The organism is Halomonas citrativorans, assembly GCF_014898005.1.
GTDB lineage: Bacteria > Pseudomonadota > Gammaproteobacteria > Pseudomonadales > Halomonadaceae > Vreelandella > Vreelandella citrativorans.
Genome location: NZ_JABUYX010000001.1, coordinates 145,941 through 171,789 on the forward strand (window position 1 = coordinate 145,941; position 25,849 = coordinate 171,789).

The 25,849-nt window shown below is 54.6% G+C and carries 22 protein-coding genes; 18 read left to right on the plus strand and 4 right to left on the minus strand.

What is annotated here, in order from left to right; translation table 11 throughout:
- Window positions 1-11: 11 nt before the first annotated feature.
- On the minus strand, window positions 12-1,094 hold the full coding sequence (gene queG / locus INT20_RS00600; protein WP_172116275.1) for a tRNA epoxyqueuosine(34) reductase QueG: 1,083 nt from the start codon (window positions 1,092-1,094) through the stop codon (window positions 12-14).
- 116 nt (window positions 1,095-1,210) lie between these two features.
- On the opposite strand from queG, the gene INT20_RS00605 reads away from it, so the two are divergent.
- The 11 genes from INT20_RS00605 to INT20_RS00655 all read left to right on the plus strand — a co-directional run bounded on the left by INT20_RS00605 (window position 1,211) and on the right by INT20_RS00655 (window position 14,355).
- Window positions 1,211-2,704 (plus strand): NAD(P)H-hydrate dehydratase, encoded by a 1,494-nt coding sequence (locus tag INT20_RS00605; RefSeq protein ID WP_172116276.1) that lies wholly within the window; start codon window positions 1,211-1,213, stop codon window positions 2,702-2,704.
- Between the two features lie 11 nt (window positions 2,705-2,715).
- Window positions 2,716-3,210: a tRNA (adenosine(37)-N6)-threonylcarbamoyltransferase complex ATPase subunit type 1 TsaE gene (gene tsaE / locus INT20_RS00610; RefSeq protein WP_172116277.1), complete on the plus strand. Its 495-nt coding sequence runs from the start codon at window positions 2,716-2,718 to the stop codon at window positions 3,208-3,210.
- The gene (locus INT20_RS00615) at window positions 3,204-4,679 is read left to right on the plus strand and encodes an N-acetylmuramoyl-L-alanine amidase (protein WP_172116278.1); all 1,476 of its coding nucleotides are present in this window, start codon (window positions 3,204-3,206) and stop codon (window positions 4,677-4,679) included. The genes tsaE and INT20_RS00615 overlap by 7 nt, the downstream gene beginning before the upstream one ends.
- Window positions 4,680-4,687: 8 nt before the next feature.
- Complete coding sequence (mutL, locus tag INT20_RS00620) at window positions 4,688-6,619, plus strand: DNA mismatch repair endonuclease MutL (RefSeq protein WP_172116279.1); 1,932 nt, start codon at window positions 4,688-4,690, stop codon at window positions 6,617-6,619.
- 75 nt (window positions 6,620-6,694) lie between these two features.
- A complete protein-coding gene (miaA, locus tag INT20_RS00625; protein ID WP_192526308.1) occupies window positions 6,695-7,633 on the plus strand; it encodes a tRNA (adenosine(37)-N6)-dimethylallyltransferase MiaA in 939 nt (312 codons plus the stop codon).
- 151 nt (window positions 7,634-7,784) lie between these two features.
- On the plus strand, window positions 7,785-8,033 hold the full coding sequence (gene hfq, locus INT20_RS00630; RefSeq protein WP_009099947.1) for an RNA chaperone Hfq: 249 nt from the start codon (window positions 7,785-7,787) through the stop codon (window positions 8,031-8,033).
- Between the two features lie 37 nt (window positions 8,034-8,070).
- The gene (gene hflX / locus INT20_RS00635) at window positions 8,071-9,381 is read left to right on the plus strand and encodes a ribosome rescue GTPase HflX (RefSeq protein WP_172116281.1); all 1,311 of its coding nucleotides are present in this window, start codon (window positions 8,071-8,073) and stop codon (window positions 9,379-9,381) included.
- 126 nt (window positions 9,382-9,507) lie between these two features.
- Window positions 9,508-10,782, plus strand: a complete 1,275-nt coding sequence (hflK, locus tag INT20_RS00640; protein WP_192526309.1) for an FtsH protease activity modulator HflK — start codon at window positions 9,508-9,510, stop codon at window positions 10,780-10,782.
- Complete coding sequence (gene hflC / locus INT20_RS00645; protein ID WP_172116283.1) at window positions 10,783-11,679, plus strand: protease modulator HflC; 897 nt, start codon at window positions 10,783-10,785, stop codon at window positions 11,677-11,679. It begins immediately after the preceding gene.
- A gap of 184 nt (window positions 11,680-11,863) precedes the next feature.
- Window positions 11,864-13,057: an ATP phosphoribosyltransferase regulatory subunit gene (locus INT20_RS00650; RefSeq protein WP_172116284.1), complete on the plus strand. Its 1,194-nt coding sequence runs from the start codon at window positions 11,864-11,866 to the stop codon at window positions 13,055-13,057.
- Window positions 13,057-14,355: an adenylosuccinate synthase gene (locus INT20_RS00655; protein WP_193053829.1), complete on the plus strand. Its 1,299-nt coding sequence runs from the start codon at window positions 13,057-13,059 to the stop codon at window positions 14,353-14,355. Before INT20_RS00650 ends, INT20_RS00655 begins: the two co-directional genes overlap by 1 nt.
- An 86-nt stretch (window positions 14,356-14,441) precedes the next feature.
- Here the strand turns inward: INT20_RS00655 and cobO are convergent, their stop codons facing one another.
- A complete protein-coding gene (cobO, locus tag INT20_RS00660; RefSeq protein ID WP_193053828.1) occupies window positions 14,442-15,041 on the minus strand; it encodes a cob(I)yrinic acid a,c-diamide adenosyltransferase in 600 nt (199 codons plus the stop codon).
- 216 nt (window positions 15,042-15,257) lie between these two features.
- Between cobO and INT20_RS00665 the strand changes: the two genes are divergently transcribed.
- The 4 genes from INT20_RS00665 to INT20_RS00680 all read left to right on the plus strand — a co-directional run bounded on the left by INT20_RS00665 (window position 15,258) and on the right by INT20_RS00680 (window position 20,265).
- Window positions 15,258-15,743, plus strand: a complete 486-nt coding sequence (locus tag INT20_RS00665) for a YajQ family cyclic di-GMP-binding protein (protein ID WP_172116287.1) — start codon at window positions 15,258-15,260, stop codon at window positions 15,741-15,743.
- A 97-nt stretch (window positions 15,744-15,840) separates the two neighbouring features.
- Window positions 15,841-18,471, plus strand: a complete 2,631-nt coding sequence (gene pepN / locus INT20_RS00670; protein WP_193056270.1) for an aminopeptidase N — start codon at window positions 15,841-15,843, stop codon at window positions 18,469-18,471.
- A 38-nt stretch (window positions 18,472-18,509) separates the two neighbouring features.
- The gene (gene yegS / locus INT20_RS00675; RefSeq protein WP_193053826.1) at window positions 18,510-19,469 is read left to right on the plus strand and encodes a lipid kinase YegS; all 960 of its coding nucleotides are present in this window, start codon (window positions 18,510-18,512) and stop codon (window positions 19,467-19,469) included.
- Window positions 19,470-19,512: 43 nt separating this feature from the next.
- A complete protein-coding gene (locus tag INT20_RS00680) occupies window positions 19,513-20,265 on the plus strand; it encodes a hypothetical protein (protein WP_193053825.1) in 753 nt (250 codons plus the stop codon).
- 61 nt (window positions 20,266-20,326) lie between these two features.
- Here the strand turns inward: INT20_RS00680 and INT20_RS00685 are convergent, their stop codons facing one another.
- Window positions 20,327-20,530 carry a cold-shock protein gene (locus tag INT20_RS00685; protein WP_018915713.1) on the minus strand — a complete coding sequence of 68 codons (204 nt, stop codon included), beginning with the start codon at window positions 20,528-20,530 and terminating at the stop codon, window positions 20,327-20,329.
- Window positions 20,531-20,665: 135 nt separating this feature from the next.
- On the opposite strand from INT20_RS00685, the gene INT20_RS00690 reads away from it, so the two are divergent.
- Complete coding sequence (locus INT20_RS00690; protein ID WP_193053824.1) at window positions 20,666-21,322, plus strand: LysE family translocator; 657 nt, start codon at window positions 20,666-20,668, stop codon at window positions 21,320-21,322.
- 55 nt (window positions 21,323-21,377) lie between these two features.
- Here INT20_RS00690 and INT20_RS00695 read toward each other — a convergent pair whose 3' ends face one another.
- Window positions 21,378-23,327, minus strand: a complete 1,950-nt coding sequence (locus INT20_RS00695) for a transglycosylase SLT domain-containing protein (protein WP_193053823.1) — start codon at window positions 23,325-23,327, stop codon at window positions 21,378-21,380.
- A gap of 101 nt (window positions 23,328-23,428) precedes the next feature.
- On the opposite strand from INT20_RS00695, the gene INT20_RS00700 reads away from it, so the two are divergent.
- Together INT20_RS00700 and htpG are read left to right on the plus strand one after the other, a co-directional pair.
- A complete protein-coding gene (locus tag INT20_RS00700) occupies window positions 23,429-23,776 on the plus strand; it encodes a YkvA family protein (protein ID WP_193053822.1) in 348 nt (115 codons plus the stop codon).
- Between the two features lie 102 nt (window positions 23,777-23,878).
- The gene (gene htpG, locus INT20_RS00705) at window positions 23,879-25,783 is read left to right on the plus strand and encodes a molecular chaperone HtpG (protein ID WP_193053821.1); all 1,905 of its coding nucleotides are present in this window, start codon (window positions 23,879-23,881) and stop codon (window positions 25,781-25,783) included.
- Window positions 25,784-25,849: the final 66 nt, after the last annotated feature.

The window sequence follows — 25,849 nt, forward strand, 5'->3', positions numbered from 1 at the left end:
TCGGTTGAACGTTAGCTTGTCGCAATGCGTGCATCGCGCTTGAGGCGCTGTTCATCAAGCGCCCAGGCAACGTGTTCACGTACCAGAGCGCTGGGGTAAGCGCGCCGTGCCCACAGCGCGGCTTCAACCGCCTCGCTCCACGGTGCGTTGCCCAGGCCAATGGCAATATTGCGTAGCCAGCGTTCGTAGCCGATACGTCGAATGGGGCTGCCGGCGGTTTTGTCCAAAAATGCCTCTTCGCTCCAGCCAAACAGGCTGAGCAGGGAGGCGCGGTCCAGGTCGTGGCGGGGGGCAAAATCTTGCTCGTTACTCACGCGGGTGAAGCGTGTGAACGGACATACCAGTTGGCAGTCGTCGCAGCCATATACGCGGTTGCCCATGGCGCGGCGAAACTCAACCGGGATCGCTCCGTGTAGCTCAATCGTTAAATAGGAGATGCACTTGCGCGAATCCACCACTTTGTCGTCAACAATCGCCCCTGTTGGGCAGGCGGTCTGACAAGCATCGCAGCTGCCGCAATGCTCACGCTCGTAGGGCGGGTCAACGGGGAGGGGCAGGTCGGTATAAAGCTCACCCAAAAAGAACAGTGAGCCTGCTTTTGGGTTGAGCAGCATGGCGTTTTTACCGAACCAGCCAAGGCCTGCCTTTTGCGCCAGGGCGCGCTCCATTACCGGGGCAGAATCGACAAAGGCACGGTAGCCAAAAGGACCTACTTCCTGTTCGATTTTTTTACCCAGCTGAGCCAAGCGCTTACGTATTAGCTTGTGGTAGTCACGGCCCAATGCATAGCGTGATACATAGGCTTTTTGCGGCTGCCCCAGCAGCCGAGTCGTTTCAACTTCGGGAGGTAAATAATCCATACGCACGCTGATGATCCGCAGCGTGCCCGGTTCAAGCTCGGCCGGGCGTGTACGTTTGGTGCCGTGCTTGTCCATAAAGCTCATCTCACCGTGATAACCTTTCTCAAGCCATGCGTTGAGATGCTGCTCATGCGTATCGAGCTGCGTATCGGTAATACCTACCTGCTGAAAGCCCAGCTCGCGGCCCCAGATTTTGATGAGGTCAGCAAGATGGGCCAGTTGTTCAGTGGTCATGGTATGGCTTGAAAGTGAAGAAGCAGTGGAACAGGGCATTATCAGTCTACGGTCGAGCATTAGTCGCGCTATGCTAACGCAATTGGTCGCCATCACAACATGCGAAAGGAGATATCGTGTCCACCTTAAGTACTTCCTCGCTGCGCCCGCTATTCAAAGCGGAGCAGGTACGTGAGCTGGACCGCCGTACCATTGCCGGTGGTATCGAAGGGTTTGCCCTAATGCAGCGAGCAGCGTCCAGTGCCTGGCATAGCTTTCGCGCGCGCTGGCCCCATGCGCGTAGCGTAACGGTGTTGTGTGGTGGGGGAAATAACGCTGGCGATGGTCATGTGCTGGCAGCGCTTGCCATTCAGTCAGGGCTTAAAGTGCAGCGTATTACGCTAAAGCCGTTGGATGCTCTGAAAGGTGATGTCGCCAGGGCTGCCGAGCTTGCAACCTCTGCCGGTGTTGCCTGCGAAGCGTGGCACGCCGATTGTGTGTTCTCGGGCGAAGTGATTGTTGATGCTCTGGTCGGTATTGGCCTTACCGGCAAGGTGACAGGGGCAACGCAACAGGCGATTAAGGCAATCAACGCCGCTAAATGTCCCGTGCTGGCGATCGATATACCCTCTGGGTTAGCCGCGGATACGGGCGCGGTCCTTGGTGATGCTGTTCACGCCAATACTACCGTCACGTTCATTGGCGACAAGATAGGGCTACATACCGGCGAAGCGCCTGCCTATACGGGGGAGATTGATTTTCGCCCCCTGGGCGTTAAAGCGCAGGCCTTTTTTGATATTCCTCCTTGTGCGTGGCGGCTGGACGAAGGCTGGTTAACAGACGCCTTTGCGCCGCGCTCCCGTACCAGCCATAAAGGCGATATGGGGCATGTGCTGGTCTTGGGCGGTGCTCCGGGGTTTGGTGGTGCAGCGCTGCTGGCTTCCCAAGCGGCGGTACGCTTAGGCGCTGGCAAAGTAAGCCTGGCTACCGCGCCAGAGCACATCAGCGCTAGTTTGATGCGTTGCCCGGAAGTAATGGCGCACGGTGTACGCGGCGGCGCCGATTTAAACGAACTGCCGCAAAAAGCCGATGTAATGGTGGTGGGGCCGGGGATGGGACAGGCCGCTTGGGGGCAGGCTGTGTTGCAGCACGCGCTGGCATCGGGCTCTCCGCTGGTCGTCGATGCCGATGGGCTTAATTTACTCGCCAGCCACTGGCCGAGCGAGCGCCGTGATAACTGGATATTAACGCCGCACCCTGGCGAAGCTGCCCGGCTGCTTGAGTGTAGCGTCACCGATGTGCAGGCTGACCGGCCTGCCGCTGCGCGTGAGCTACAGCGTAGACGAGGAGGCGTTGTTGTTCTAAAAGGCTCGGGGAGCTTGATTGCCGGGCCCGGTGGCTTGGTCGTATGTCCTTACGGAAACCCCGGTATGGCCAGTGGTGGAATGGGTGACGTGCTCAGCGGTATGCTCGGCGCCTTGGTCGCCCAGCGAGCAGAGATAGAGAGTAGCGCCTGGTTAGGCGTTATGGTGCATGCGCTAGCCGCCGACAGCGCCGCACAGGCACAAGGAGAACGTGGCTTGCTGGCAAGTGATCTGGCATCCTATGCGCGAGTATTGATCAACCCGTGAAGGCAGCCCACATGCAGGTGCAATTGGAAAATGAAGAAGCGCAGGTCGCTTTTGGTGAAGCGCTGGGAAGTGCATTGCAGGGGCGTGGGCGTGTTTACCTGGAAGGTGACCTGGGCGCCGGTAAAACGACATTAACACGTGGAGTTTTAAGGGCCTATGGGCATCTGGGGGCAGTCAAAAGCCCTACCTATACCCTCGTGGAGCCTTATGAGCTGGGCACACAGCGCATTTATCATTTAGATCTCTATCGTTTATCTGACCCTGAGGAGCTTGAGTTTATCGGCGGTCGTGATGTGCTGGCGGACGACGCTCTATGTATTGTTGAGTGGCCAAGTCGCGGCGAGGGATGGCTGCCAGCTCCCGATATTTTCTTATCACTTACGGTAGCGGGTGCAGGGCGCGAGGCGACGTTGAACGCACTCAGTGAGTACGGTGAGTGCGTCCTTAATGGGCTGCAGTCAAGACAATCGTTTAAGCAGTCAGAAGACGGTGCCACTTCATGGTAACTAGCAACGAATTCACCGGCCTGGCCCGGTATCTCATGCCTGGGCTGATGGCGCTAATGGCGAGCGTTTCTTCTGTACAGGCCGCTGATGTTGAAAGCATGCGGTTATGGGCCGCCCCCGACCACGCGCGGCTGGTATTTGATCTTTCCGGCGTCACTCAGGCGAATGTTTTTTCCCTGTCGGACCCCGAGCGCCTGGTGATTGATTTGGAGGAGAGCCAGCTAAAAACGGATGCCTCCACATTGCCGCTAGATGGCAGCGCGATTGAGGTTGTGCGGACCGGGCCGCGGGATGGGGGCGGTTTGCGCGTGGTGCTGGAACTCAATCGCTTAGTGGAACCGCGCCACTTTGTGTTGCCGCCTAATGACCAATATGGTCACCGCTTGGTGGTAGACCTTGAGTATCCCGGCGAGAGTGCCGTTGAAAACCCGATTGATCCGATAGAAGCGATGATTCGTGATCAGGAAATGCTGGCGCAGCGAAACGATGTTCAGGCTCAATTGCCGGATAGCCAAGCGTCGCCTGGAACGCAAAGCCCTGAGCCGGCCGAAGTTCAGCCCGCCCAGCCGCACCCCCAACGCGATGTTATTATTGCCGTTGATGCTGGTCACGGTGGTGAAGATCCGGGTGCTATTGGCCCTGGCGGTACGCGAGAAAAAGACGTCGTGCTGGATATCGGGCGTCGGTTGGCTGCCAAAATCAATGCCACGCCGGGCTATAAAGCGGTGCTTATTCGTGATGGTGATTATTACATAGGCTTGCGGCAACGTACCCAGCTTGCCCGTGAGCAAAAGGCCGATTTCTTTGTGTCGGTTCACGCCGATGCATTTAACAGTCCGCGCCCCGAGGGCAGCTCGGTATACGCGCTTTCGCAGCGTGGCGCTACGTCAGAAACAGCCCAGTGGCTTGCCGACAGCGAAAACCGCGCTGACCTGATTGGAGGGGTGGATGGCAACCTTTCGCTGCGTGATAAGGATCAAGTGCTCCGCGGCGTTTTGCTTGATTTAACCATGACCGCCACGCTGAACGATTCGCTGTCTATTGGCGGGCAGGTACTTGAGCAGTTGGGGCGGATTAATCGGTTGCACAAATCCCGCGTTGAGCAGGCCGGCTTTATGGTACTTAAATCGCCTGATATTCCTTCGCTATTGGTTGAGGTTGGCTTTATTTCCAACCCCAGTGAAGAGCGTCGACTGCGTGATCCCGTTCATCAGCAGGGGCTTGCGGATGCGATTTTTTCCGGGTTAAACGCGCATTTTGAACGTAACCCGCCACCGGCGAGCCTGCTTGCCTGGCAGCGCGATAATCATCGCCAGCCTACGGGGAATGAGTACCGTATTCAGTCAGGCGATACGCTCTCTTCGATTGCGCTGCGCCACGGTGTGCCAGTGGGCCAGCTGCGCCAAGCTAATGATTTGAATGGCGACGTTATTCGCGTGGGCCAAGTATTACGTATTCCCAACTCTTGAGGTGTCTGGTGTCCGAGTCGAGTTCTTTGCCATCACGTATTCATGTACTCGACCCCCGCTTGGCCAACCAAATCGCCGCGGGGGAGGTTGTCGAACGTCCATCGTCGGTAACCAAGGAGTTGGTGGAAAATGCCATTGATGCGGGAAGTCAGCGCATTGAGGTTGAGATCGAACAGGGCGGTGCGCGATTAATTAAAGTACGCGATGACGGCATCGGTATTAGTGAGCAGGACTTGCCGCTGGCGCTTGCACGTCATGCCACCAGTAAAATCGGAAGCCTTGAGGACCTGGAGGGCGTCGGTTCTCTGGGGTTTCGTGGCGAGGCGCTGGCCTCAATAAGCTCTGTCTCTCGGTTGGAGCTTGTGTCCAATGCGGAAGAAGACCCGCGAACCGGCTGGCGAGTGGTGGCCGAAGGGCGAGGGATGGAGGCGCGAGTAACGCCTGCACCACACCCGCGAGGCACCAGCGTTGCGGTGCGTGATTTGTTCTTTAATACGCCTGCGCGGCGCAAGTTCTTACGTACTGAAAAGACCGAGTTTGCCCACGTGGAAGAGGCCTTTCGGCGTCAGGCACTGTCGCGTTACGACATCACCTGGGTGCTCCGTCATAACCAGAAGGTAGTCCACCAGCTACCTGCTGGGCATACGGCGGTGGCTCAGGAGCGGCGTATCGCCTCGCTGCTGGGTAAGAATTTTATTGAGCATGCACGCTATATTGAGCGCGAAGCTGGTGGTCTGCGCCTAAGCGGTTGGGTGGGCTTGCCCACACACTCACGCTCTCAGGCCGATCAGCAGTACTTTTTTGTTAACGGGCGTGTGGTGCGTGACCGCCTGGTGGCCCATGCCGTGCGCCAGGCCTACCGGGACGTGCTCTATAACGGCCGCCATCCTGTGTTTGTACTCTACCTGACACTGGACCCTGATGTGGTCGACGTGAATGTTCATCCCACCAAGCATGAAGTGCGCTTTCGTGATGGGCGCATGGTGCATGATTTTCTCTACTCAAGTCTGCACCACTGCCTGGCGACGTCTAAGCCAGCGCAAGAAAGTGATGGCGATGCCAGTGATGCCTCGGAGCATTCAGCAGAAGGCGTGAATGGTGCCACTGCCGAACCTGAGCAGACCGATTCTACCCGGTGGCAGCAGCAAGGCATGGCGCTTTCTCAAGCGCCTGACCGTCACCCGGGGGCTGAAAAAGTACGCCGCTTTATGCAGGGCTATCAGGCCTTGCACCCTAATCATGAGGATACGCTGCTTACGCCGCAGCCGCCGGGTGCATGGGCTGGCGGTCACGAGTCTGTTAGCGAGGTGCGCGAAGCACCTGCGGTAATGCCTGAAAGTGACCCGACCAGTGCGCCGCCGCTAGGCTTTGCCTTGGGGCAACTGCATGGGATTTATATTCTTGCGCAAAATGCCCAAGGGCTCGTGCTGGTGGATATGCACGCCGCCCATGAGCGCATTGTCTACGAGCGGATGAAAAATCAGCTGGCAGCCGCTAGTGGCATTGATACACAGCCGCTGTTGGTGCCCGTGTCGCTTGCTGCCAGCCGCACGGAAGTGGCAACGGCAGAAAGCGAACAGAAAGCCATTTCTCAATTGGGGATTGAGCTGGATGTTGCAGGGCCGGAAACGCTGCTGGTGCGCCAGTTGCCTGCGCTTTTGGCCCAGGCTGACCCGGAAGCACTGGTGCGCGAAATGCTTGAAGAGCTTGCCCGTTTTGGGCGCACCCATCAGGTAGAAACACGTATTCATGAGCTGCTTTCCACCATGGCATGCCACGGTAGCGTGCGTGCGAATCGACGGCTAACTATTGAAGAGATGAATGGACTGCTGCGCGATATGGAACGCACCGAGCGTAGCGATCAGTGTAATCATGGTCGGCCTACCTGGACACAAATGAACCTAAAAGCGCTTGATCGGTTGTTTTTGCGCGGACAGTAGTGGTGCTGCCAGATGTTGCCAAGTGGCGGCTGGCTGAATTAATCCCTGTTATTTTTTGGCGGAGTTTGCCACGGTATGGCTGATACACGCCCTTGGGCGATTTTTTTAATGGGTCCCACAGCGGCCGGAAAAACCGATACGGCAATCGCGCTGCACGAGCGGCTAGGGCATGAGCTAATCAGCGTTGATTCCGCAATGGTCTACCGCGGTATGAATATTGGTAGTGCTAAGCCCAGTGCTGCTGAGCTTGCCCGTGCACCCCATCGGTTAATAGATCTGCGTGATCCGGCAGAGCCCTATTCAGCCGCTGATTTTCGAGAAGATGCGCTTAGTGAGATGCGGCAAATCAGCGCAGCGGGAAAGGTGCCACTGCTCGTGGGCGGCACCATGCTGTACTACAAGCGCCTGGTTGAAGGGGTCGCAAATATGCCTGCGGCGGACCCCGCTATTCGCGAGCAGCTAGCCAAACAGCGTGAAAGAGAAGGCCTGGAGTCGCTGCATAAAAAACTGATGGATGTGGATCCTGTGTCGGCGCAGCGCATCCATCCCAATGATCCTCAACGCTTAATGCGCGCACTCGAAGTTTATTACGCCAGTGGGCGCTCAATGAGTGAACTGTGGGGTGAGCAGCAGCCAGCGCCTTTCCCTTGGCGCGTGCTATCCATTGCGTTGGCGCCAGACGACAGACGTGTTTTACACGCACGTATTGAAAAACGTTTTGCCGCTATGCTTGAGGAGGGCTTGATAGATGAGGTGGCCGCCCTCAAAAAGCGTAGTGACCTGCATCTGGAGCTGCCCGCCATGAAAAGCGTGGGTTATCGTCAGGTGTGGGAGTATCTGAACGGTGAGTACGACTATGCTGTCTTAAAGGAGCGCGGCGTAATTGCTACTCGCCAGCTCGCCAAGCGTCAGCTAACCTGGTTAAGAAGCTGGTCTAATCTTACCTGGATTGATTCGCAGCAGTTGGACGTGGTGGATAAGACGCTGAAATTCGTGCGTGAAAGCGGTGCTTAGCGTAAGATAGTGGTTTCGTGAGCGTGTGTTTTTGAGTAGCCGAAGGGCGCTTTTCAACCACACGGGCCTTTCGGGCAAATAGATTGCGGCGTAGCACCAGTAGGGCACGCCATTTAACAACCAACCCCAACGACAGTTTAGGGAGAGCAACATGTCCAAAGGGCAGTCCCTTCAAGATCCTTACTTGAATATTTTGCGCAAAGAGCGCATTCCGGTCTCCATCTTTTTGGTAAATGGCATTAAGCTTCAAGGCCAGATCGAATCGTTTGACCAGTTTGTTATTCTGCTGCGTAACACCGTTAGTCAGATGGTTTATAAACATGCTATTTCCACGGTGGTGCCTTCGCGTAATGTGCGTTTGCCGGCACAAGACCCGGCCGCGCCTGATGCGGATATTTAACACCGCTGGATGAGCAATAGAGTCCTCGAGGTATTGATTGTTTTTTGAACGCCCAGAAGCCGGTGAAACGGCAGTTCTTGTCCACGTTGATTTTCATGACGAACAAGCACGTGAAGACCCGGGTGAGTTCTTAGAGCTCGTGCGCTCTGCAGGTGCAGAGCCCGCGACGCTGCTCACCGCTAGTCGTCAGCGCCCTGATTCACGAACCTTTGTGGGTTCGGGAAAGCTGGAAGAGTTGCGAGCGATGCTCGCGGCTCATGAGGCGGAGCTGGTGATCTTCAATCATAGTTTAAGTCCTTCCCAGCAGCGCAACCTTGAGAAAGAACTCAAGTGCCGAGTCCTTGACCGTACGGGTCTGATTCTCGATATTTTTGCGCAACGGGCACGAACCCATGAGGGTAAGCTGCAGGTCGAGCTTGCTCAGCTAGAGTATATGTCTACTCGCCTTGTGCGTGGGTGGACGCACCTTGAGCGCCAAAAAGGCGGGATTGGCTTGCGTGGGCCCGGCGAAACGCAGCTGGAAACCGACCGCCGTTTATTAAGAGGGCGTATTAAGTCCATCAATAAGCGATTGGATAAAGTGCGTAGCCAGCGTGAGCAGAACCGCCGCGCCCGTGCACGTGCGGAAATCCACAGTGTGTCGCTGGTCGGGTATACCAACGCAGGCAAATCGACGCTGTTTAATACGTTAACCAATGCCGATGTGTATGCCGCTGACCAATTGTTTGCAACACTGGACCCGACACTGAGGCGCCTTGAGATCGAAGACGTGGGCCCGGTGGTGATGGCGGATACAGTAGGGTTTATCCGGCATTTGCCCCATAAGCTTGTTGAGGCGTTCCAGGCGACGCTTCAGGAGGCAGCGGAAGCCACCTTGCTTGTGCATGTGATTGATGCAGCCGATCCTGATCGCGAGCTAAACGTTGACCAGGTAGAGCACGTATTGAAAGAGATTGGCGCCGATAGTGTGCCGGTTCTCAAGGTAATGAATAAAATCGACAAGCTTGATAGCGCGCCGCGTATTGAGCGTGATGGGCATGGCGTGCCTGAAGTGGTGTGGTTGTCTGCTCAACAAGGCCAAGGTCTTGAGCTACTTCATGAAGCGCTTACTGAGCGCTTGGCTGGCGATGTCATCGGATTTTCGCTGACACTGACGCCAGAACAGGGCAAGCTGCGGGCAGGACTTCATGAGCTAAACGCCGTGCGTCAGGAAGCATTTGATGAGCAGGGGCGCTCTGTATTGGATGTTCGACTACCGCGTCGCGACTTTAACCAATTAATGGCGCAGCTGGGTGAGCGTGCTAACACCTATTTGCCTGTAGCATTGCGTGAAGTTGACGAGTGGTAGGTCCTTGCTTTTCTACTCGTGTAAGGGATGGTAATAACAGTTTGATATAGCAATAATTTCAATAAAGCGCATGGAGCTTGCCGAAGGCATGCCATGCGCAGATGAGCACCTTAGTGGAGACGAAGTATGGCCTGGAATGAGCCTGGTGGTGGCAACCAGCACGACCCATGGAGTGGTGGTGGTCGACGGGGTGGCAACGACGGTGATAACCGTGGTGGCAACGACGGCGGTAATCGGGGCGGGAATAATGGGGGTAATAACCAAGGCCCTCCTGACCTTGATGAAGCGCTCAAGAAGTTTCAAGACAAGCTGAACGGCATGCTGGGCGGCGGCAGTAAAAAAGGCAACGGAAACAAGCGGAACAGTGGAAGCGGTGGTGGTAAGCCACGTAATACGCTTGCATTGCCGGGCCTTTTAGTTGTGGTTGCGCTAGCGATTTGGGCAGCCTCCGGCTTCTATCTGGTGGATCAGTCTGAGCGTGGCGTTGTGTTACGTTTTGGTGAGTACCAGAGCGTTGTTGGGCCGGGTCTTCACTGGAATCCGCCATTGATTGACGATGTCCGCATGGTAAATGTCACGCGCGTTCGCTCTGTGTCACAAACCCAGGCGATGCTGACGCGCGATGAAAACATCGTGGAAGTGGAAATATCGGCGCAGTACCAGGTCGCAAATCCGCAAGATTTTGTTCTCAATGTGCGTGATCCTGCACTGTCCATGGAAAATGCGCTTGATTCTGCTTTGCGTCACGTTGTAGGTGGCACAGACATGATCGATATCCTGACCTCAGGACGTGAAATCCTGGGCAGCTCGGTCGCTAGCCGCTTGCAGTCCTATCTTGATGCGTATGGAGCGGGTATCCGTTTACAAACCATTAACATTGAGTCGACTTCCGCACCTGCGCCGGTTATCGACGCATTCGATGATGTAATTCGTGCTCGCGAAGACCGCCAGCGTACCATTAACGAAGGCATGGCTTACGCTAACGCCATTATCCCGGCCGCTCAGGGTCAAGCCCAACGCGTGGTTGAGCAAGGCCAAGGGTATCGTGAGTCGGTAGTGGCTGAAGCTCAGGGTCAAGCGAATCGCTTCAATGCCTTGTTAACAGAGTACCAAAATGCGCCAGAGGTAATGCGTGAGCGGATGTACCTGGATACGCTTGAAAGCGTCTATGGCGGTACACCCAAGGTACTCATGGATGTAAGCGAAAATGCACCGCTAATGTATCTGCCGCTTGATCAAATGCGTGGCAATAGTGGGCGCAGCAATAGCGCATCAAGCGCTAATGACAGTGGCTCAGGCAGTGAGGAGTTGGATCCGCGTGTTGTAGAAAGTTTACGTGGAAGCCAAACGACGAATTCTTCATCTTCAAGTAGTAGCTCTATTCGCAGGGAGGGCCGGTAAATGATTAATAATCGATCCCTGCTGATCGTTGGTGGCTTGGCTGTTGTCGCGTGGTTGGCAAGTAATTCGCTGTATGTTGTTGATGAGACACAGCGTGCCGTAAAACTGCGCTTTGGTGAGGTTATTGAAGAGAATATTCAGCCTGGCCTGCATGTCAAAATACCGGTTGCTCAAACGATCCGTAAGTTTGATACGCGCCTGCTGACGCTGGATACCGATACCAGTCGTTATCTGACGCTTGAGCAAAAAGCAGTTATCGTCGACTCCTACGTTAAATGGCAGGTGGTTAATCCTACCCGCTACTACGAGGCAACGGCAGGCGATGAAATGATGGCGATCCGCCTTATTCAGCCACGTGTTGACGAGAGCTTACGTAACGAGTTTGGCCGTCTTAATCTGCAGGAAATCATTGCCGAGCGCCGTGATGACCTGATGATTGGCCCTACCGAAGAGCTGGATAGCCTGATGCGTGATGAGCTGGGTGTCGCTATCCGCGATATTCGCATCAAGCGTATTGATTTACCTGAAGACGTGTCAGCGGCAGTCTTTGAGCGGATGCGCTCTGAGCGTGAGCGCGAAGCCCGCGAATGGCGTGCCCAGGGACAGGAAGAAGCGGAGCGTATTCGCGCTAATGCTGACCGTCGTCGCCACGTACTTATCGCTCAGGCAAATGAGCGTGCAGAGACGCTGCGCGGTGAAGGTGATGCTCAGGCAGCCAGTATCTTTTCTGAAGCGTATGGCCAGGATCAGGAGTTTTTCTCCTTTTGGCGTAGCTTGAATGCTTACCGCGATAGCTTCTCGGGCGACGGTGATATGCTGGTATTAGACCCCAGCAGCGACTTTTTCCGTTACCTGCGCAGTGCTAATCCTAACGGGCAAGCAGGCGGAGAAGAGTAAGTTGGTATAGGGGTGAATTTTGCCATGAAGCAGAACGCATGGCGGGGTTCATCCCTTGAGCAAACGTGGTAGACTTAATTGAACCGGGCGTCGCCCGGTTTTTTTGTGGCCCTCATTTAACGTTAATGCGTCAAGCGCGTATTCATCGACTCCAGGGCCTTCATCGTCTTGCAGGATTGTTTACATGACCATCGCTGACCGCTGGCTGTTGCCCGACGGCATGGATGAGGTGCTACCGCCTCAGGCAAGCCGCATGGAAGAGCTGCGCCGCGCGCTGCTTGATCTTTATCATTGCTGGGGCTATGACCAGGTCATGCCACCACCGGTGGAGTTTCTAGACTCCTTGTTGACCGGTACCGGTACCGACCTTGATCTGCAAACCTTTAAGCTAACAGACCAATTAACCGGCCGTATGATGGGCGCCTCGGCAGATGTTACGCCGCAGGTGGCGCGTATGGATGCCCACTCGCTCAAACGCCAAGGGCCCGTTCGGCTGTGCTACTGCACGAACGTACTGCGCGCTAAAGCTGATCAGCATCAGGGTGGACGCAGCCCTGTTCAGGTCGGCGTCGAACTGTTTGGCCATGCTGGGTTAGAGGCCGATAGTGAAATCATTCATTTGGCGCTCGCCAGTTTAAAAGCCGCAGGCGCAGGTGAAATACATCTGGCTCTTGGGCATATCGGCATTTACCGTAGTTTGGTAGACGCTGCCGCGCTTAATAATGAGCAGGAGAGCACGCTGTTTGAGGCACTGGCACTCAAGTCGCCGGGACAATTGGCGGAGCAAGTTAACGCAAGCGTCAGCGACCCGGTACTGGCTGATATGTTTATGGCGCTAGGTGAGTTGCACGGCGACGCCAGTATACTTGAGCAAGCACGCGAGCGCTTTGCAGGTGCTCCGGCCTCTGTAACCGCCGCGCTTGATCAGTTAAGTGCGCTGTATCAGGGCGTGTTGGCTCGCTTTGACGTGTCGCTCTATTTTGATCTTGCCGAGTTGCGTGGGTATCAATACCACACAGGCATGATGTTTGCCGCTTATGTGCCAGGTTACGGCCATGCGCTTGCAAAGGGTGGCCGCTATGATGATACGGGGCGCGCCTTTGGGCGTGCACGTCCGGCTACTGGCTTTTCGATGGATTTAAAGCAGCTGGCATCATTGGCCTTGGCATCGCCAGGCAACGGCGCCATTTGGGCGCCTGCCCAAGAGGAAGAGTCTCTCAACGCTGCCATAGTTGCACTGCGAGAGCAGGGAGAACGCGTTATTCAAGCGCTGCCTGGGCAGCGTACTGGGCCGGCGGAGCACAAGTGTGACCGCCGTCTTGAGTTTATCGATGGCTGTTGGCAGACAACGGCCCTGACACAAGAGACGAGTGCATAATGGGTAAGAATGTCGTAGTCCTGGGCACCCAATGGGGTGATGAAGGCAAAGGCAAGATTGTTGACCTGCTCACCGAGTCAGCGGCGGCGGTAGTGCGTTTCCAGGGTGGCCATAATGCGGGCCACACGCTGGTAATCGACGGTGAAAAAACGGTGCTTCATCTCATTCCGTCGGGTGTCCTGCGTCCGGGTAAAACCTGCGTAATCGGCAACGGTGTGGTGCTTTCGCCTGAAGCGCTGATCAAAGAGATCCGCGAGCTTGAAGATAAAGGTGTACCGGTGCGTGAGCGCCTGCGCCTTTCACCTGCCTGCCCGCTGATTTTGCCTTACCACGTGCGCCTTGATCAGGCCCGCGAAAAAGCCCGTGGCGTTGCCAAGATTGGCACAACGGGTCGAGGCATTGGTCCGGCTTACGAAGATAAAGTGGCACGCCGTGGCTTGCGCTTGGGCGATATGCTTCATCGGGAGCGGTTTGCCTCCAAGCTGGGCGAAGTGCTGGATTACCACAACTTCGTATTGGTTAACTACCACGGTGAACCCGCCGTCGACTTCCAGGAAGTGCTGGATAGCGCCATGCAAATGGCCGATGAGCTTCGTCCGATGGTATGCGATACCGTGAGCATGGTTCACGACCTGCGCAAGGCGGGTGAGAATATTCTGTTTGAGGGCGCCCAAGGCTCGCTACTGGATATCGACCACGGCACGTACCCGTTTGTTACCAGCTCCAACACCACGGCTGGCGGCACGGCCACGGGTTCTGGTGTCGGCCCGCTTTACCTGGATTATGTGCTGGGTATTACCAAAGCGTATACCACGCGCGTGGGTTCAGGGCCGTTCCCCACTGAGCTGTTCGACGACCATGGCCGTCACCTGGCTGAGCGTGGCCACGAGTTTGGCGCCACCACGGGTCGTCCACGCCGTTGCGGTTGGTTTGATGCTGTGGCCCTGCGTCATGCGGTACAAATTAACTCCATATCCGGCATCTGCCTGACCAAGCTTGACGTGCTCGATGGTCTGGAAAATATTCGGGTGTGCGTGGGCTATCGCAGTAAAGATGGTGACGTGCTGGACAACCCGGTTGATTCTGAAGGCTACGAAGCCATAGAGCCGCTTTATCAGGATTTACCAGGCTGGAAAGAGTCGACGCTGGGTGCTAAAAACGTCGACGACTTACCGGCTAACGCCCGCGCTTACATCAGTTTCCTGGAAGAGCAGGTGGGCACCAGTATTGATATTATTTCAACGGGGCCAGACCGTGTTGAAACCATCGTACTGCGCAATCCGTTTGACGGCGAATAATCCGCTGTCGTCGAATAACACTCGCTGAGAATATCGCCGGGTGTATGAGAAGGGGTGCCTTGGCGCCCCTTTTTGGTAAATATTGATTAAAAATCAATGCCGCGACGTGCCTGTAGGCCATTATTAAAGGCGTGGCGAACTTCCTGCATTTCGGTGACGGTATCCGCCATGGCTATCAGTTCACGGTGCGCATTACGCCCCGTAATAATTACCGTCTGCTCGCTGGGGCGATTTTCAAGCGCCGCTTTAACGGTGGCGATATCCAGGTAGCCAAACTTGAGCATGTAGGTAATTTCATCCAGCACGATCAGGTAAGTGTTTGGGTCAGCCAGCATGCGCTCAGCCTCTTTCCAAACGGCCAGGCAGGCTTGAGTGTCGGCCTCACGGTTTTGGGTGTCCCAGGTAAAGCCCGTCGCCATAATTGCTATGTCAAGATTAGGGTCATCTTCCAAACGGTTGCGTTCGCCACACTCCCATAAGCCTTTAATAAACTGAATAACCCCCACGTGATAGCCATAGCCCAACGCACGGGTGACGGTGCCCCAGGCGGCCGTGGTCTTGCCTTTACCATTCCCGGTATTCACCAGCAGCAGTCCGCGTTGTTCTGTGGCGCTGGCTACTTTTTCATCCACGCGGGCTTTGAGTTTTTCCATCGACGCTTTATGGCGTGTATCGCGGTCTTTCACCGTCACTTTCCTCTTAAAAGGCTGCATGAAGATTTCTAGCCTACGCCATATAGAGCTTGCAATGCCGTGATGATGGCTTAAATGTGAATAAAATTTATACAGTTGTTAAGCTTTTCCGAAGGAATCGAGGTTTTTGTGGCTAATCAATAACAGAATTGGCCGATAGGCAGCTTACTGCTCTAAAATAACCCTTCATAACTTGCCAGGAAAAATGCCATGCCCTCTTTTGATATTGTGTCGGAATTTGATCAGCACGAAGCGTCTAACGCCGTTGACCAGGCGAATCGTGAAGTGCAGTCGCGTTTTGATTTTAAAGGCGTTGACGCAAGCTTCGCCCTTGAAGGCGAAAAAGTGCAGTTAGAGGCCCAGGTCGATTTTCAACTCAAACAGATGCTGGATGTACTGCGCGGTCGGTTAATTGCCAGAGGCATTGATGCGCGCTGCATGGATGTTCAAGACCCCGAGCTTTCCGGGGTGAAGGCGCGTCAGGAAGTCGTTTTGAAGCAGGGGCTTGATGCGGCAGAAGCCAAGGATGTGGTAAAGCGTATCAAGGCGAGTAAGCTTAAAGTCCAAGCGCAAATTCAAGGTGAAAAAGTTCGCGTGACCGGGAAAAAACGTGACGACTTACAAGGCGTCATGGCGCTTTTACGGGGTGAAGAGGGGCCTGAACTACCTCTGCAGTTTGATAATTTCCGCGATTAAGCCTTATCACGTGTAGGGCGGTGTCTATGCGCTGCCCCATTTTTTGCCACTCTTTTGTCTACTCGCAACCATCGTTTATTACAGGAGCTAACGCACTATGTCTGATCCGCAGCCGGTTTATTTAAGCGACTATCAGCCGCCCGCCTACCAGGTCACCCATACCGAGCTGACGTTTGATCTTGACCCTGCTGCCACCCGTGTAAAAGCACGATTGTTGATTGAACGTAACGAAAACGTAGACGCCCAAACGCCCTTGGTGCTGAATGGCGAGCAGTTGTCGCTGATCTCGTTGGCCATTGATGGCACACCGCTAGCGGAAGCGGATTACCAGTTGGATGAGGGCAGCCTGCGTATTATGCAGGTGCCGGCAGCGTTCAGCCTTGAAAGTGAGGTAGAAATTGCGCCTGGTGCTAACACTGCTCTGGAAGGGCTTTACCAGTCGAGTGGTATGTACTGTACCCAGTGTGAAGCGGAAGGTTTTCGGCGCATTACGTTCTACCCAGACCGCCCGGATGTGATGGCCACCTTCACCGTCACGGTCATTGGTGATCAAAACAACGAACCCGTTTTGCTGGCCAACGGCAACCCCGTGGACAGCGGTATATTGGAAAACGGTCGCCATTTCGTGAAATGGGAAGATCCGCATCCTAAACCGTGCTACCTGTTTGCGTTGGTAGCGGGTGATTTACACAAGGTTGAAGACCACTTTTCTACCATGAGCGGCCGTGATGTCACGCTGCAAATTTGGGTAGAAGAGGAAAATCTGGATAAAACCGAACACGCCATGGCTTCGCTCAAACGTTCCATGGCGTGGGATGAACAGACCTATGGCCGCGAATATGACCTTGATCTGTTTATGATCGTGGCCGTTAACGATTTCAATATGGGAGCGATGGAGAACAAGGGGCTGAATATTTTCAACTCTGCCGCTGTACTGACGCATCCCAATACCGCCACCGATGCCACGTTTCAAAACGTGGAAGGCATTGTGGCCCACGAATATTTTCATAACTGGTCCGGCAATCGAGTGACCTGTCGTGACTGGTTCCAGCTATCGCTGAAAGAAGGCTTTACCGTTTTTAGGGACCAGTGTTTTTCCGCTGATACCAACTCGGCGCCGGTTAAGCGTATTCAAGATGTGTCTTTTTTCCGTACGGCGCAGTTTGCAGAAGATGCAGGCCCCACTGCGCATCCTGTGCGCCCCGACCACTACATTGAAATCACCAATTTCTACACCCTGACTATTTATGAAAAGGGTGCAGAAGTAGTGCGTATGCTGTGTAACCTGGTGGGGTGGGAAAATTTCCGCCAAGGGGCCGATGCCTACTTTGAGCGCTTTGATGGTCAGGCGGTCACCATTGAAGACTTTGTTGGCTGTATGGAAGAGGCGTCGGGCCAAACGCTTGATCAATTTATGCGCTGGTACGCGCAGGCAGGTACGCCAGAGATTGATGTCCACGGTGAATACGACTATGTACATAGTGAATACAGGCTAACGCTTCGGCAGCGCACGCCTGCCACGCCCGGCCAAACCGAGAAGCAGCCGCTGCATATCCCTGTGCGGATGGGGCTGGTGGGAACCAAATCTGGTCAGGACTTAACGCTGACCATGGCCGGGGAAGTGCTGGGCAAGGATGCGGTGATCCATTTACGCGATAACGAGCAGACCTTTGTCTTTACCGATGTCGCCGAGGCGCCAGTACCGTCACTGCTGCGTGACTTCTCGGCGCCAGTGAAGCTACATTTCCCCTATTCACGTGAAGAACTGGCATTTTTGCTCACCCATGATAGTGATGGTTTTAACCGCTGGGATGCCGGTCAGCGCTTGGCCATGCTGGCGTTGGACGATCTGATCGCGGCGCATCGTAATGGCGTTGAAAAAGTCATGGATGGCCGCGTTACGGAAGCCTTTAGAGCGCTGCTGACAAGCTCCACGTCTGACAAGGCGGTGCTGGCCGAGATGCTAACCCTGCCTTCTGAAGCCTACATTGCCGAGCAGCAGCCGATCGTCGATGTCGATGCGATTCACGCGGCGCGTGAGTTTGTGCGCCAATCATTGGCGTTAGCACTTCGCGATGAATTTGTGGCCACGTTTGAAGCCAATCGCTCGGAGGAGGCTTACGCGCCAACGCCTGAGCAAATCGCCCAGCGTAGTCTTAAAAACATAGCGCTTAGCTATTTGATGTCGATTGAGGATGAGCAGGCGATTGCATTTTGTCAGGCCCAGTTTGCCGCTGACCACAATATGACCGATGTGCGCCATGCGCTAACGCTGCTTGTGCATAGCGAACGTGATGACGTGTCGTCACCCGCTTTAAAAGCGTTTGGTGAAAAATGGGCGCATGATTCGCTGGTTATGGATCAGTGGTTTACGATTCAGGTGACGCGGCCTCAGCCTGATGTGCTGGAGCGTGTCGAGTTCTTGATGCAGCATCCGGCATTTTCAATCAAGAACCCAAACAAAGTACGTGCGCTAGTGGGTGCTTTTACGCAAAATCGGGTTAATTTCCATCGCCTGGATGGTAAGGGTTACGCGCTGCTTGCCGATGTGGTGATTGAGCTTAATCGACTAAACCCGGAAATTGCCGCGCGATTGGTTACCCCGCTAACACGCTGGCAGCGTTTTGACGAAGCGCGCCAGGCCTTAATGCATGCGCAGTTGGAACGTATCAAAAAAGAGCCGCTATCTTCGAACGTATATGAAGTAGTTGAAAAAGCGCTGGCGTAAGCACTCCCAGCGTTCCAACCATGAAAGGGAAGCCATTGGTGAACGACTCACAACCGCATTTTTTACTGATTATAAATGGTAAATCAGCCGGGAACCCGGCACTGCGTGAAGCCGTTGAAGAGCAGCGTGAGGCAGGGATGCCGATTACCGTGCGCTCAACATGGGAGGGCGGTGACGCCGCTCTCTTTGCCGAGCAGGCATGTGATATGGGCATCACCCATGTCATCGCCTGCGGCGGCGATGGCACTGTTAACGAAGTGGTTAACGGGCTAATGCGTGTCGCTCATGATAAGCGTCCCGCTTTGGGCGTTGTGCCGCTGGGCAGTGCCAACGACTTTGCCACCTCCACGGGGTTACCGTTGGAGCCAAGCCCTGCGCTGGCACAGGCAAGGACACTAAGCGCATACCCCGTTGATGTCGTACGAGTAACGGCTGAGGCTAATAATAAAACCGTCGTTCAGTACTACGTCAACATGACCACGGGCGGATTTGGGGCGGAAATTACCTCTTCAACACCGAAGACGCTGAAACGCTTGTTAGGCGGAGGTGCATACTCCTTAATGGGGGCGCTTAAAGCCTGGCGGCATCGCAGCTATCGTGGCACGCTTCACTGGGGCGATAAAGAGCAGGATGTCTCGCTGCTGTTATTGGCGTTAGGTAATGGCCGGCAATCAGGCGGCGGACAGGTGCTCGCCCCACGTGCCAAGCTTGATGATGGCCGCTTGGATGTTCTTCTGGTGAAGGATTTTAGCTCCGTAACGGAACTGCCGACGCTGATTAGCGAGCTTCAGAGCTTTCCCTCTGATGGGCAGTATGTACGCTATTTCACAGCGACTGAGCTGACGGTCACAACTCAGAAAGATGATCCTGCTTGGCCCTTAACGCTGGACGGCGAAATGTGTCAGTATGATCGTTTTTGCGTTGAAGTGGTGCCGTTGGCGCTGCACGTTTTATTGCCTGAGGGTTGCTCGTTACTGTCAGCAAATGACCGACACTGATCGTAGGCTGTCTTTAAAAGCGTTATTTAAGAAGGGGAATCTAATGGTAAACCGTTTATGGATACCGGTTGTTGCCACCTTGGCACTATTGCTAAGCGCATGTGGTGACTCTCAAGAAGAGACTGATGTGACACCGGATGAGCCTTCATCGGTTTCTGATGAAGACGTTGTACAAGAGGAAGAAGCGCCGGCCGCCGCTGAAAATGCCGCGGATATGCCAAGTCCTGCGGAGGTAGAGGATGACGTTGAGGCGCGCCAGGCCGCTGAAGAGCTAGAGCAGGCCGAGGCGCTGCGTGATGATATGCAAGATGATGCGGTCAACGCTGACGAGCCCGAGGCCCAAGAGGTAACGGCAGGCGAAGACACTCTGGCGGCGGACCCTGATGAGATACTGCAAGAGGGTGGCGCATTGCCAGGAGAGGCAACGCGCTCCGACGTCGATCAAATGATTGAAGAGACTGAACAGCGTTTTCAGGAAGCCCAACGGCGCCTAAATGAGCAGTTTGAAGAAGCAGAGCAACAAGCCGAAGAGTACGATGCTATTGAGCAAGAAGCATTGTCCAATGAGTGGGAAACACAGAGCAGCCTACCCGAAAGCTCGCGCTTGGAAGATAACCGGGAAGCTACCGATGTTGATGCATTGATTGAGGATACCGAACGCCGCTTTGAGGAAGCCCAAAAGCGACTTGAAGAGCAGTTTCAGGAAATCGAGCGTGAACATAATGGCAGTAGTAGCCGTGGGGTTATTCTGAATGAAGACGCAGACAGCGATAATACTAACGCTACTCATCAATAAGGCGCGTTGAGCAGGCAATAAAAAGGCCCGCCTTGGCGGGCCTCGCTACATTCGGCCATGATTAAGCAAGGCGAATGTTAGAAGCCTGAAGGCCCTTTTTACCCTGCGTTACCTCAAAGCTGACTTTTTGACCATCTTGCAGGGTCTTGAAGCCTTCCGCTTGAATTTCGGAGAAGTGCGCAAACAGGTCGTCACTGCCATCATCCGGTGAGATGAAGCCGTAACCTTTCGTATCGTTGAACCACTTGACGGTGCCAGTTGCCATTAGTCGTTTCCTTAACGTGCCTATAATGATCAAGCGAACCTGCATAGGATTCGCCCGCCAAAATCAATGTAGATGCAAAAAAATGGGTCGTCCAGTAACAATCTAATGTTTCTTAACTTTTGTTGAGCCGCGTATATGTTGTCAATACAGCTTGTAGATTCTCAGTTTGTGGCCTTTTTGGTCGCTATTACGCTGTTGTCGATTACGCCTGGCGTGGATACCTTGCTGGTTATCCGTAACACTGCCCGAGGCGGGACTCGGGACGGCATTGCCACCAGCTTAGCGATCTGCTGCGGTCTGTTTGTACACGCGACCATCTCGGCATTAGGTATTTCACTGATTCTGCTCCAGTCGGCCTGGGCATTTCATCTATTAAAGTTGGTCGGGGCGGGGTATCTGGTATGGCTAGGGGTCACCAGTTTGTTAGCTGCAAGGCGTGGCCAGCCATTACCGGTCAAAGGGGTGATCGGTGCTGCTTCTCCTGTTCCGCTTTGGCAGCCCATTAAGGAAGGCTTGCTGTCCAATGTATTGAATCCAAAAACGATTATTTTTTATATGGCTTTTTTGCCTCAGTTTATTGCGCCGGGTGATCCGGCGTTGGTCAAGTCCCTGTGGCTAGCAGGTGTCCACTTTATCATTGCCAATATCTGGCAAATCAGCGTGGTATTCATGGTGGGAGGCGCCAGCAAGTGGCTCGCCAGCGTGCGCTTTGCGCAGGCGTTAAATGCCGCGACTGGCGCGGTGCTGGTCGCGTTTGGGCTCCGTTTGGCGATGGAGCAGCGCCCAGTATAACTGGGCGCTTGGTGAGTAAACTGACCAGGCAGTAAGCGCGATTACCTTTGTACGCTTATTGACGAGCCAGCAAAGCGCGGTCGTAACGTACCTGTTGTTCACTATCACTTAACAGTGAAACACCTTCGCTGTTACCACCGTTGGCCAAACTTTCAAAAATTACCCGATAGCTAAGCACCGCCTGCACATAATCGCGTGTTTCTTTAAAGGGAATGCTTTCCACAAACAGATCAAATGACTCCATGCCGCTTCCCAGCCACTGATCAACACGCCCAGGGCCAGCATTATAGGCGGCAGCGGCGGCAAGTCGGTTACCCTGATAGCGGTTAAGCTTGTTGCGCAGATAAGTGCTGCCCAGGCGAATATTAAGTTCAGGGTCAAGAATGCCGTAAGGCCCTGGGTCACTAATACCCAATTGGCGACTTACCAGGCTTGCCGTGCCGGGCATTAACTGCATCAAACCGCGGGCGCCTGCTGGAGAGAGCGCTACCGGGTTATAGGCACTTTCACGACGGGTAATCGCCATTAGCATATACGGGTCTACACCGGTTTGGTGGCCCCAGTGCATAAAGCTCTCCCGGTAAGCCTCGGGGAAGCGCCAATCAAGCGCATCCCACATGCTGCCAGCAATCGTGGTCTGTACCAGGCGTGCATGCCACTGTTGATGGGCTGCATAATCGGCCAGGGCGCGCGCCTGCTGGGGCGTGCCGTTTTTCACCGCATACAGCCATTCGCTATTGGCAAGGCCGTCTTCGCCAATGCGTAGCAGCGCTTCGGTACGCTGGACCACGGGGAGGCGTGCAGTGCGTTCGCGTGAAGTCTCATCAAAATGATTGCGCTCAAGATTGAGCTGGTAAGGCTGGCCAAGTTGTTCAGCGGCCGCAAACCCATAAAAGCTGCGGTCGGTCGCCGCCTGACGGTAGCGAGCGGTGGCTGCCTCCTGGCTGCCCAGCTGTTCATTGGCACGCCCCAGCCAGTACTGCCAGCGGCTGTTTTCTTGTTGGCTGGTGGGCATTTCCGCAATCCAGTGAATCACCTCCTGCCACTGCCGGTCTGCCAATGCACGACGTACGCGTAGCTCAAGCACGCGCTCGCTATCCAACGAGGGAAGAACGTCATCTACCCAGCCTAAGGCGCCGGGTACATTGCGTACCAGTGCATAGAAAGCCAACTCTTCTTCAATGGTTTGCTGATCACTGGGTAGAAGGTTCAAGTTGGGCGCGATGGTTTGCCAGCTACTCAATGCGGCCGGGGTATCTTCACGGGTGAACCGCTGCATCGCGGCTTTGTAGAAACTGGCGGTTGCCGCGCATTCAGGGCCAAGGCAGGCGGGCGCTGAGGTGACCGCGCGGGTATTGGTATTCACTTGGTCGGCGGTTTCAATAGCGGTGTGCCACTGGCCACTGAGCAGCCCGTCTAAATAGTCTGAGAGACGATCTTCACCGGCTTGCCAAGCGAGCATTCTTCGCTCCCAGATAGCCTTTGAATCAATCGTGCCGTTAGCCCGCAGGCGGTCAAACAGGGGGTCACACGCATCGGGCTGAGAGCTTCCTTCAAGCCAAAGTGCAAGGCCTGCCTCTGCGGCCTGCTGGGGCTGTGAATCCAGTATGGCTGTATAGTAATAACACTGGCGAGCGGTGCCTGCAGGTTCGCCATCGGCAACGGCCAGCAAATCGCTATAACGCCCCGCGTGGCCATACTGGGCAATGGCCTGGCCGCGTAGCCACTCAGAAAGCGGAGAGTCGTTATGCTGGTCAATAAAGCGTTGTACTTGGGCCGTCGAGACGTTGGGTAGTTGATTGCGTAATCGGTGGTAGTCGACATAGCCGCTCAGCACATGGCCTTCAATAGCGCGCTCGTCGATGTGGTTCCACTGTTGTTGACGAGCGGCTTCTAACGCATCGCGCATAGCGGTATCAGAAGCAGCCCATGAGGCAGTGGGTAAGCCCACCAGGATTGCCGCGCATAAAGTGCGAAAAGGGGATCTGAATGGCGATGCCTGCATAATTTTCTCTCTTTCTCGCTAACGGATTGGCAACCGCTAATAGTGAACGAAATGGTCAAATAGTGTTCAGACAATCGTGACACTTGGAGGATTCAATTACGATGGCTCGATTATCCACGTTGTGGCTATTTCGTCGACTTAAATCCCGCCTCTGGGCTGTAAAACGTATCGGACGCGCACTGAAACTGTTTGTGCCCATGACGTCTGATGTCCTGAGCGGTCGCTTTCGGCCTGTGCCCTGGGCTGCCTTTGGCATGATGACGCTGGCGCTTGCCTACCTTGCAATGCCGTTCGATTTAATTCCGGACTTTCTCGTTTTCATAGGTCTGATTGACGATGTCATTATCGTTGGCTGGCTTCTCAACCGTATTGACCAGCGCTTGGCAGATTACCGCGCCTGGAAGTACGGCGATATTGATATCACTACTTCTCAACACTCACCTTCTTGAAATCGCTCTGCTTATCCCCATATCCAACTCACACATTTTTTCGTTCCTGTCTCATTGGGAGGCAGGAACTCTAAACAAACGTGATTGATGAGGGCTAGGCGAATGTCAACAGCGACCCACGAAGAAACGTTAGGCTTTCAAACAGAAGTTAAGCAGCTTCTCAACCTGATGATTCACTCCCTGTATTCCAACCGGGAGATTTTCCTGCGTGAGCTTATCTCTAACGCCGCGGATGCCTGTGACAAACTGCGCTACGCGGCGCTAGATAACGATGCGCTGTACGAAGGCGACAGCGAGCTTCGAGTAGAAATTGAGCACGATAAAGAAGCCAATACCATTACGTTGCGCGACAACGGTATTGGTATGAACCGCGAAGACGTTATCGCTAATCTGGGCACCATCGCCCGCTCAGGCACCGCTGAGTTTTTAAAGCAGATGTCAGGCGAGCAGCAAAAAGATGCCAAGTTGATCGGCCAGTTCGGTGTAGGTTTCTACTCAGGCTTTATTGTGGCTGACGAAGTGGCAGTGCGTACCCGCAAAGCCGGGACGGCCGCCTCTGAAGGCGTTGAGTGGCGCTCTAAAGGCGAAGGTGAGTTTACCGTCGCTGATATTGAGCGCGAGCTTCACGGCACCGAAATTACGCTTTATCTGAAAGAAGACGCTAAAGAGTTTGCTGACGATTACCGCCTTCAAAACCTGGTGCGCAAGTACTCTGATCATATTGAAGTGCCCGTGCGCATGCCCAAGACCGAAACGGTCAAGGATGATGAAGGCAACGACATCGAAGGTAGCGAAGTCACCACGTGGGAAACCGTTAACGAAGCCACTGCACTCTGGGCGCGCCCCAAGAGCGATGTTTCTGATGACGAGTACAAGGCGTTTTATAAGCACGTTGCCCATGACTTTAGCGACCCGCTTGCCTGGAGCCACAACAAGGTAGAGGGCAAGCTTGAGTACACTAGTTTGCTCTACGTGCCGGGCCGGGCGCCTTTTGATATGTATGAGCGCGATGGCGCTCGCGGCGTTAAGCTTTATGTGCAGCGCGTATTTATCATGGATGACGCTGAACAGTTCCTGCCGCTCTACCTGCGCTTTATCAAAGGCGTATTGGATACGCGCGATTTGTCGCTCAACGTTTCCCGCGAACTTTTGCAGCAGGACCCGCAGGTCGACAAGATCAAAGGGGCGCTGACCAAGCGTGCGCTGGATATGCTTAAAAAGCTTTCCAAGGACAGCGAAGAGTACCAAACCTTCTGGAACACCTTCGGCAGCGTGCTGAAGGAAGGCCCAGGCGAAGATTTTGCTAACCGCGAAAAAGTTGCTGGTCTTTTACGCTTTGCGTCCACGCACAGCGACACCGCTACCCAGGATCAATCGCTTGCCGACTACGTCGAGCGCATGAAAGAAGGCCAGCAGAAGATCTACTACGTGGTAGCAGATAGCTTCAATGCGGCGAAAAACAGCCCGCACCTGGAGATCTTCCGTAAGAAAGGTATCGAAGTTCTGCTGCTGTCTGACCGTATTGATGAGTGGCTGATGAGCCATCTGACCGAGTTTGACGGTAAATCCTTTGCGGATGTTGCCAAAGGCGAGCTGGACCTTGGTGATGTCGAAGACGAAGCCGAGAAAAAGGCTCAGGAAGAGACAGCCAAGGCGAAAGAAGACTTGCTGAAGCGCGTTAAAGAAGCGCTTAGCGATGGTGTACAGGACGTCAAGGTTACCCATCGTTTGACCGACTCACCGGCCTGCGTCGTGCTGCCTGAGCATGAAATGGGCTTTCAAATGCGCCGCATTATGGAAGCCGCCGGGCAAAAAATGCCGGACGTTAAGCCCATTTTAGAGCTCAATCCGGAGCACCCGCTGGTAACACGCCTGGAAGGAGCAGAAGGCGAGATCTTCACACAGCTGGCGCACATCCTGCTTGACCAGGCGATTATCGCCGAAGGTGGTCATCTGGACGACCCAGCCGCTTATGTGAAGCGTCTAAACAGCGTACTGACCGCTTAATCGTCGTTGCTACTTTTCACGGCCCGTTTGGATTCCCAAGCGGGCCGTTTGTTTTGATAAAGTAGC

Excerpts from the sequence above, each read along its gene's own strand:
- queG (WP_172116275.1), bottom strand. The coding sequence starts at position 1,094 with ATGACCACTGAACAACTGGCCCATCTTGCTGACCTCATCAAAATCTGG.
- tsaE (WP_172116277.1), top strand. The coding sequence starts at position 2,716 with ATGCAGGTGCAATTGGAAAATGAAGAAGCGCAGGTCGCTTTTGGTGAA.
- INT20_RS00615 (WP_172116278.1), top strand. The coding sequence starts at position 3,204 with ATGGTAACTAGCAACGAATTCACCGGCCTGGCCCGGTATCTCATGCCT.
- miaA (WP_192526308.1), top strand. The coding sequence starts at position 6,695 with ATGGCTGATACACGCCCTTGGGCGATTTTTTTAATGGGTCCCACAGCG.
- hfq (WP_009099947.1), top strand. The coding sequence starts at position 7,785 with ATGTCCAAAGGGCAGTCCCTTCAAGATCCTTACTTGAATATTTTGCGC.
- hflK (WP_192526309.1), top strand. The coding sequence starts at position 9,508 with ATGGCCTGGAATGAGCCTGGTGGTGGCAACCAGCACGACCCATGGAGT.
- hflC (WP_172116283.1), top strand. The coding sequence starts at position 10,783 with ATGATTAATAATCGATCCCTGCTGATCGTTGGTGGCTTGGCTGTTGTC.
- INT20_RS00650 (WP_172116284.1), top strand. The coding sequence starts at position 11,864 with ATGACCATCGCTGACCGCTGGCTGTTGCCCGACGGCATGGATGAGGTG.
- INT20_RS00655 (WP_193053829.1), top strand. The coding sequence starts at position 13,057 with ATGGGTAAGAATGTCGTAGTCCTGGGCACCCAATGGGGTGATGAAGGC.
- INT20_RS00665 (WP_172116287.1), top strand. The coding sequence starts at position 15,258 with ATGCCCTCTTTTGATATTGTGTCGGAATTTGATCAGCACGAAGCGTCT.
- pepN (WP_193056270.1), top strand. The coding sequence starts at position 15,841 with ATGTCTGATCCGCAGCCGGTTTATTTAAGCGACTATCAGCCGCCCGCC.
- INT20_RS00680 (WP_193053825.1), top strand. The coding sequence starts at position 19,513 with ATGGTAAACCGTTTATGGATACCGGTTGTTGCCACCTTGGCACTATTG.
- INT20_RS00685 (WP_018915713.1), bottom strand. The coding sequence starts at position 20,530 with ATGGCAACTGGCACCGTCAAGTGGTTCAACGATACGAAAGGTTACGGC.
- INT20_RS00690 (WP_193053824.1), top strand. The coding sequence starts at position 20,666 with ATGTTGTCAATACAGCTTGTAGATTCTCAGTTTGTGGCCTTTTTGGTC.
- INT20_RS00695 (WP_193053823.1), bottom strand. The coding sequence starts at position 23,327 with ATGCAGGCATCGCCATTCAGATCCCCTTTTCGCACTTTATGCGCGGCA.
- INT20_RS00700 (WP_193053822.1), top strand. The coding sequence starts at position 23,429 with ATGGCTCGATTATCCACGTTGTGGCTATTTCGTCGACTTAAATCCCGC.
- htpG (WP_193053821.1), top strand. The coding sequence starts at position 23,879 with ATGTCAACAGCGACCCACGAAGAAACGTTAGGCTTTCAAACAGAAGTT.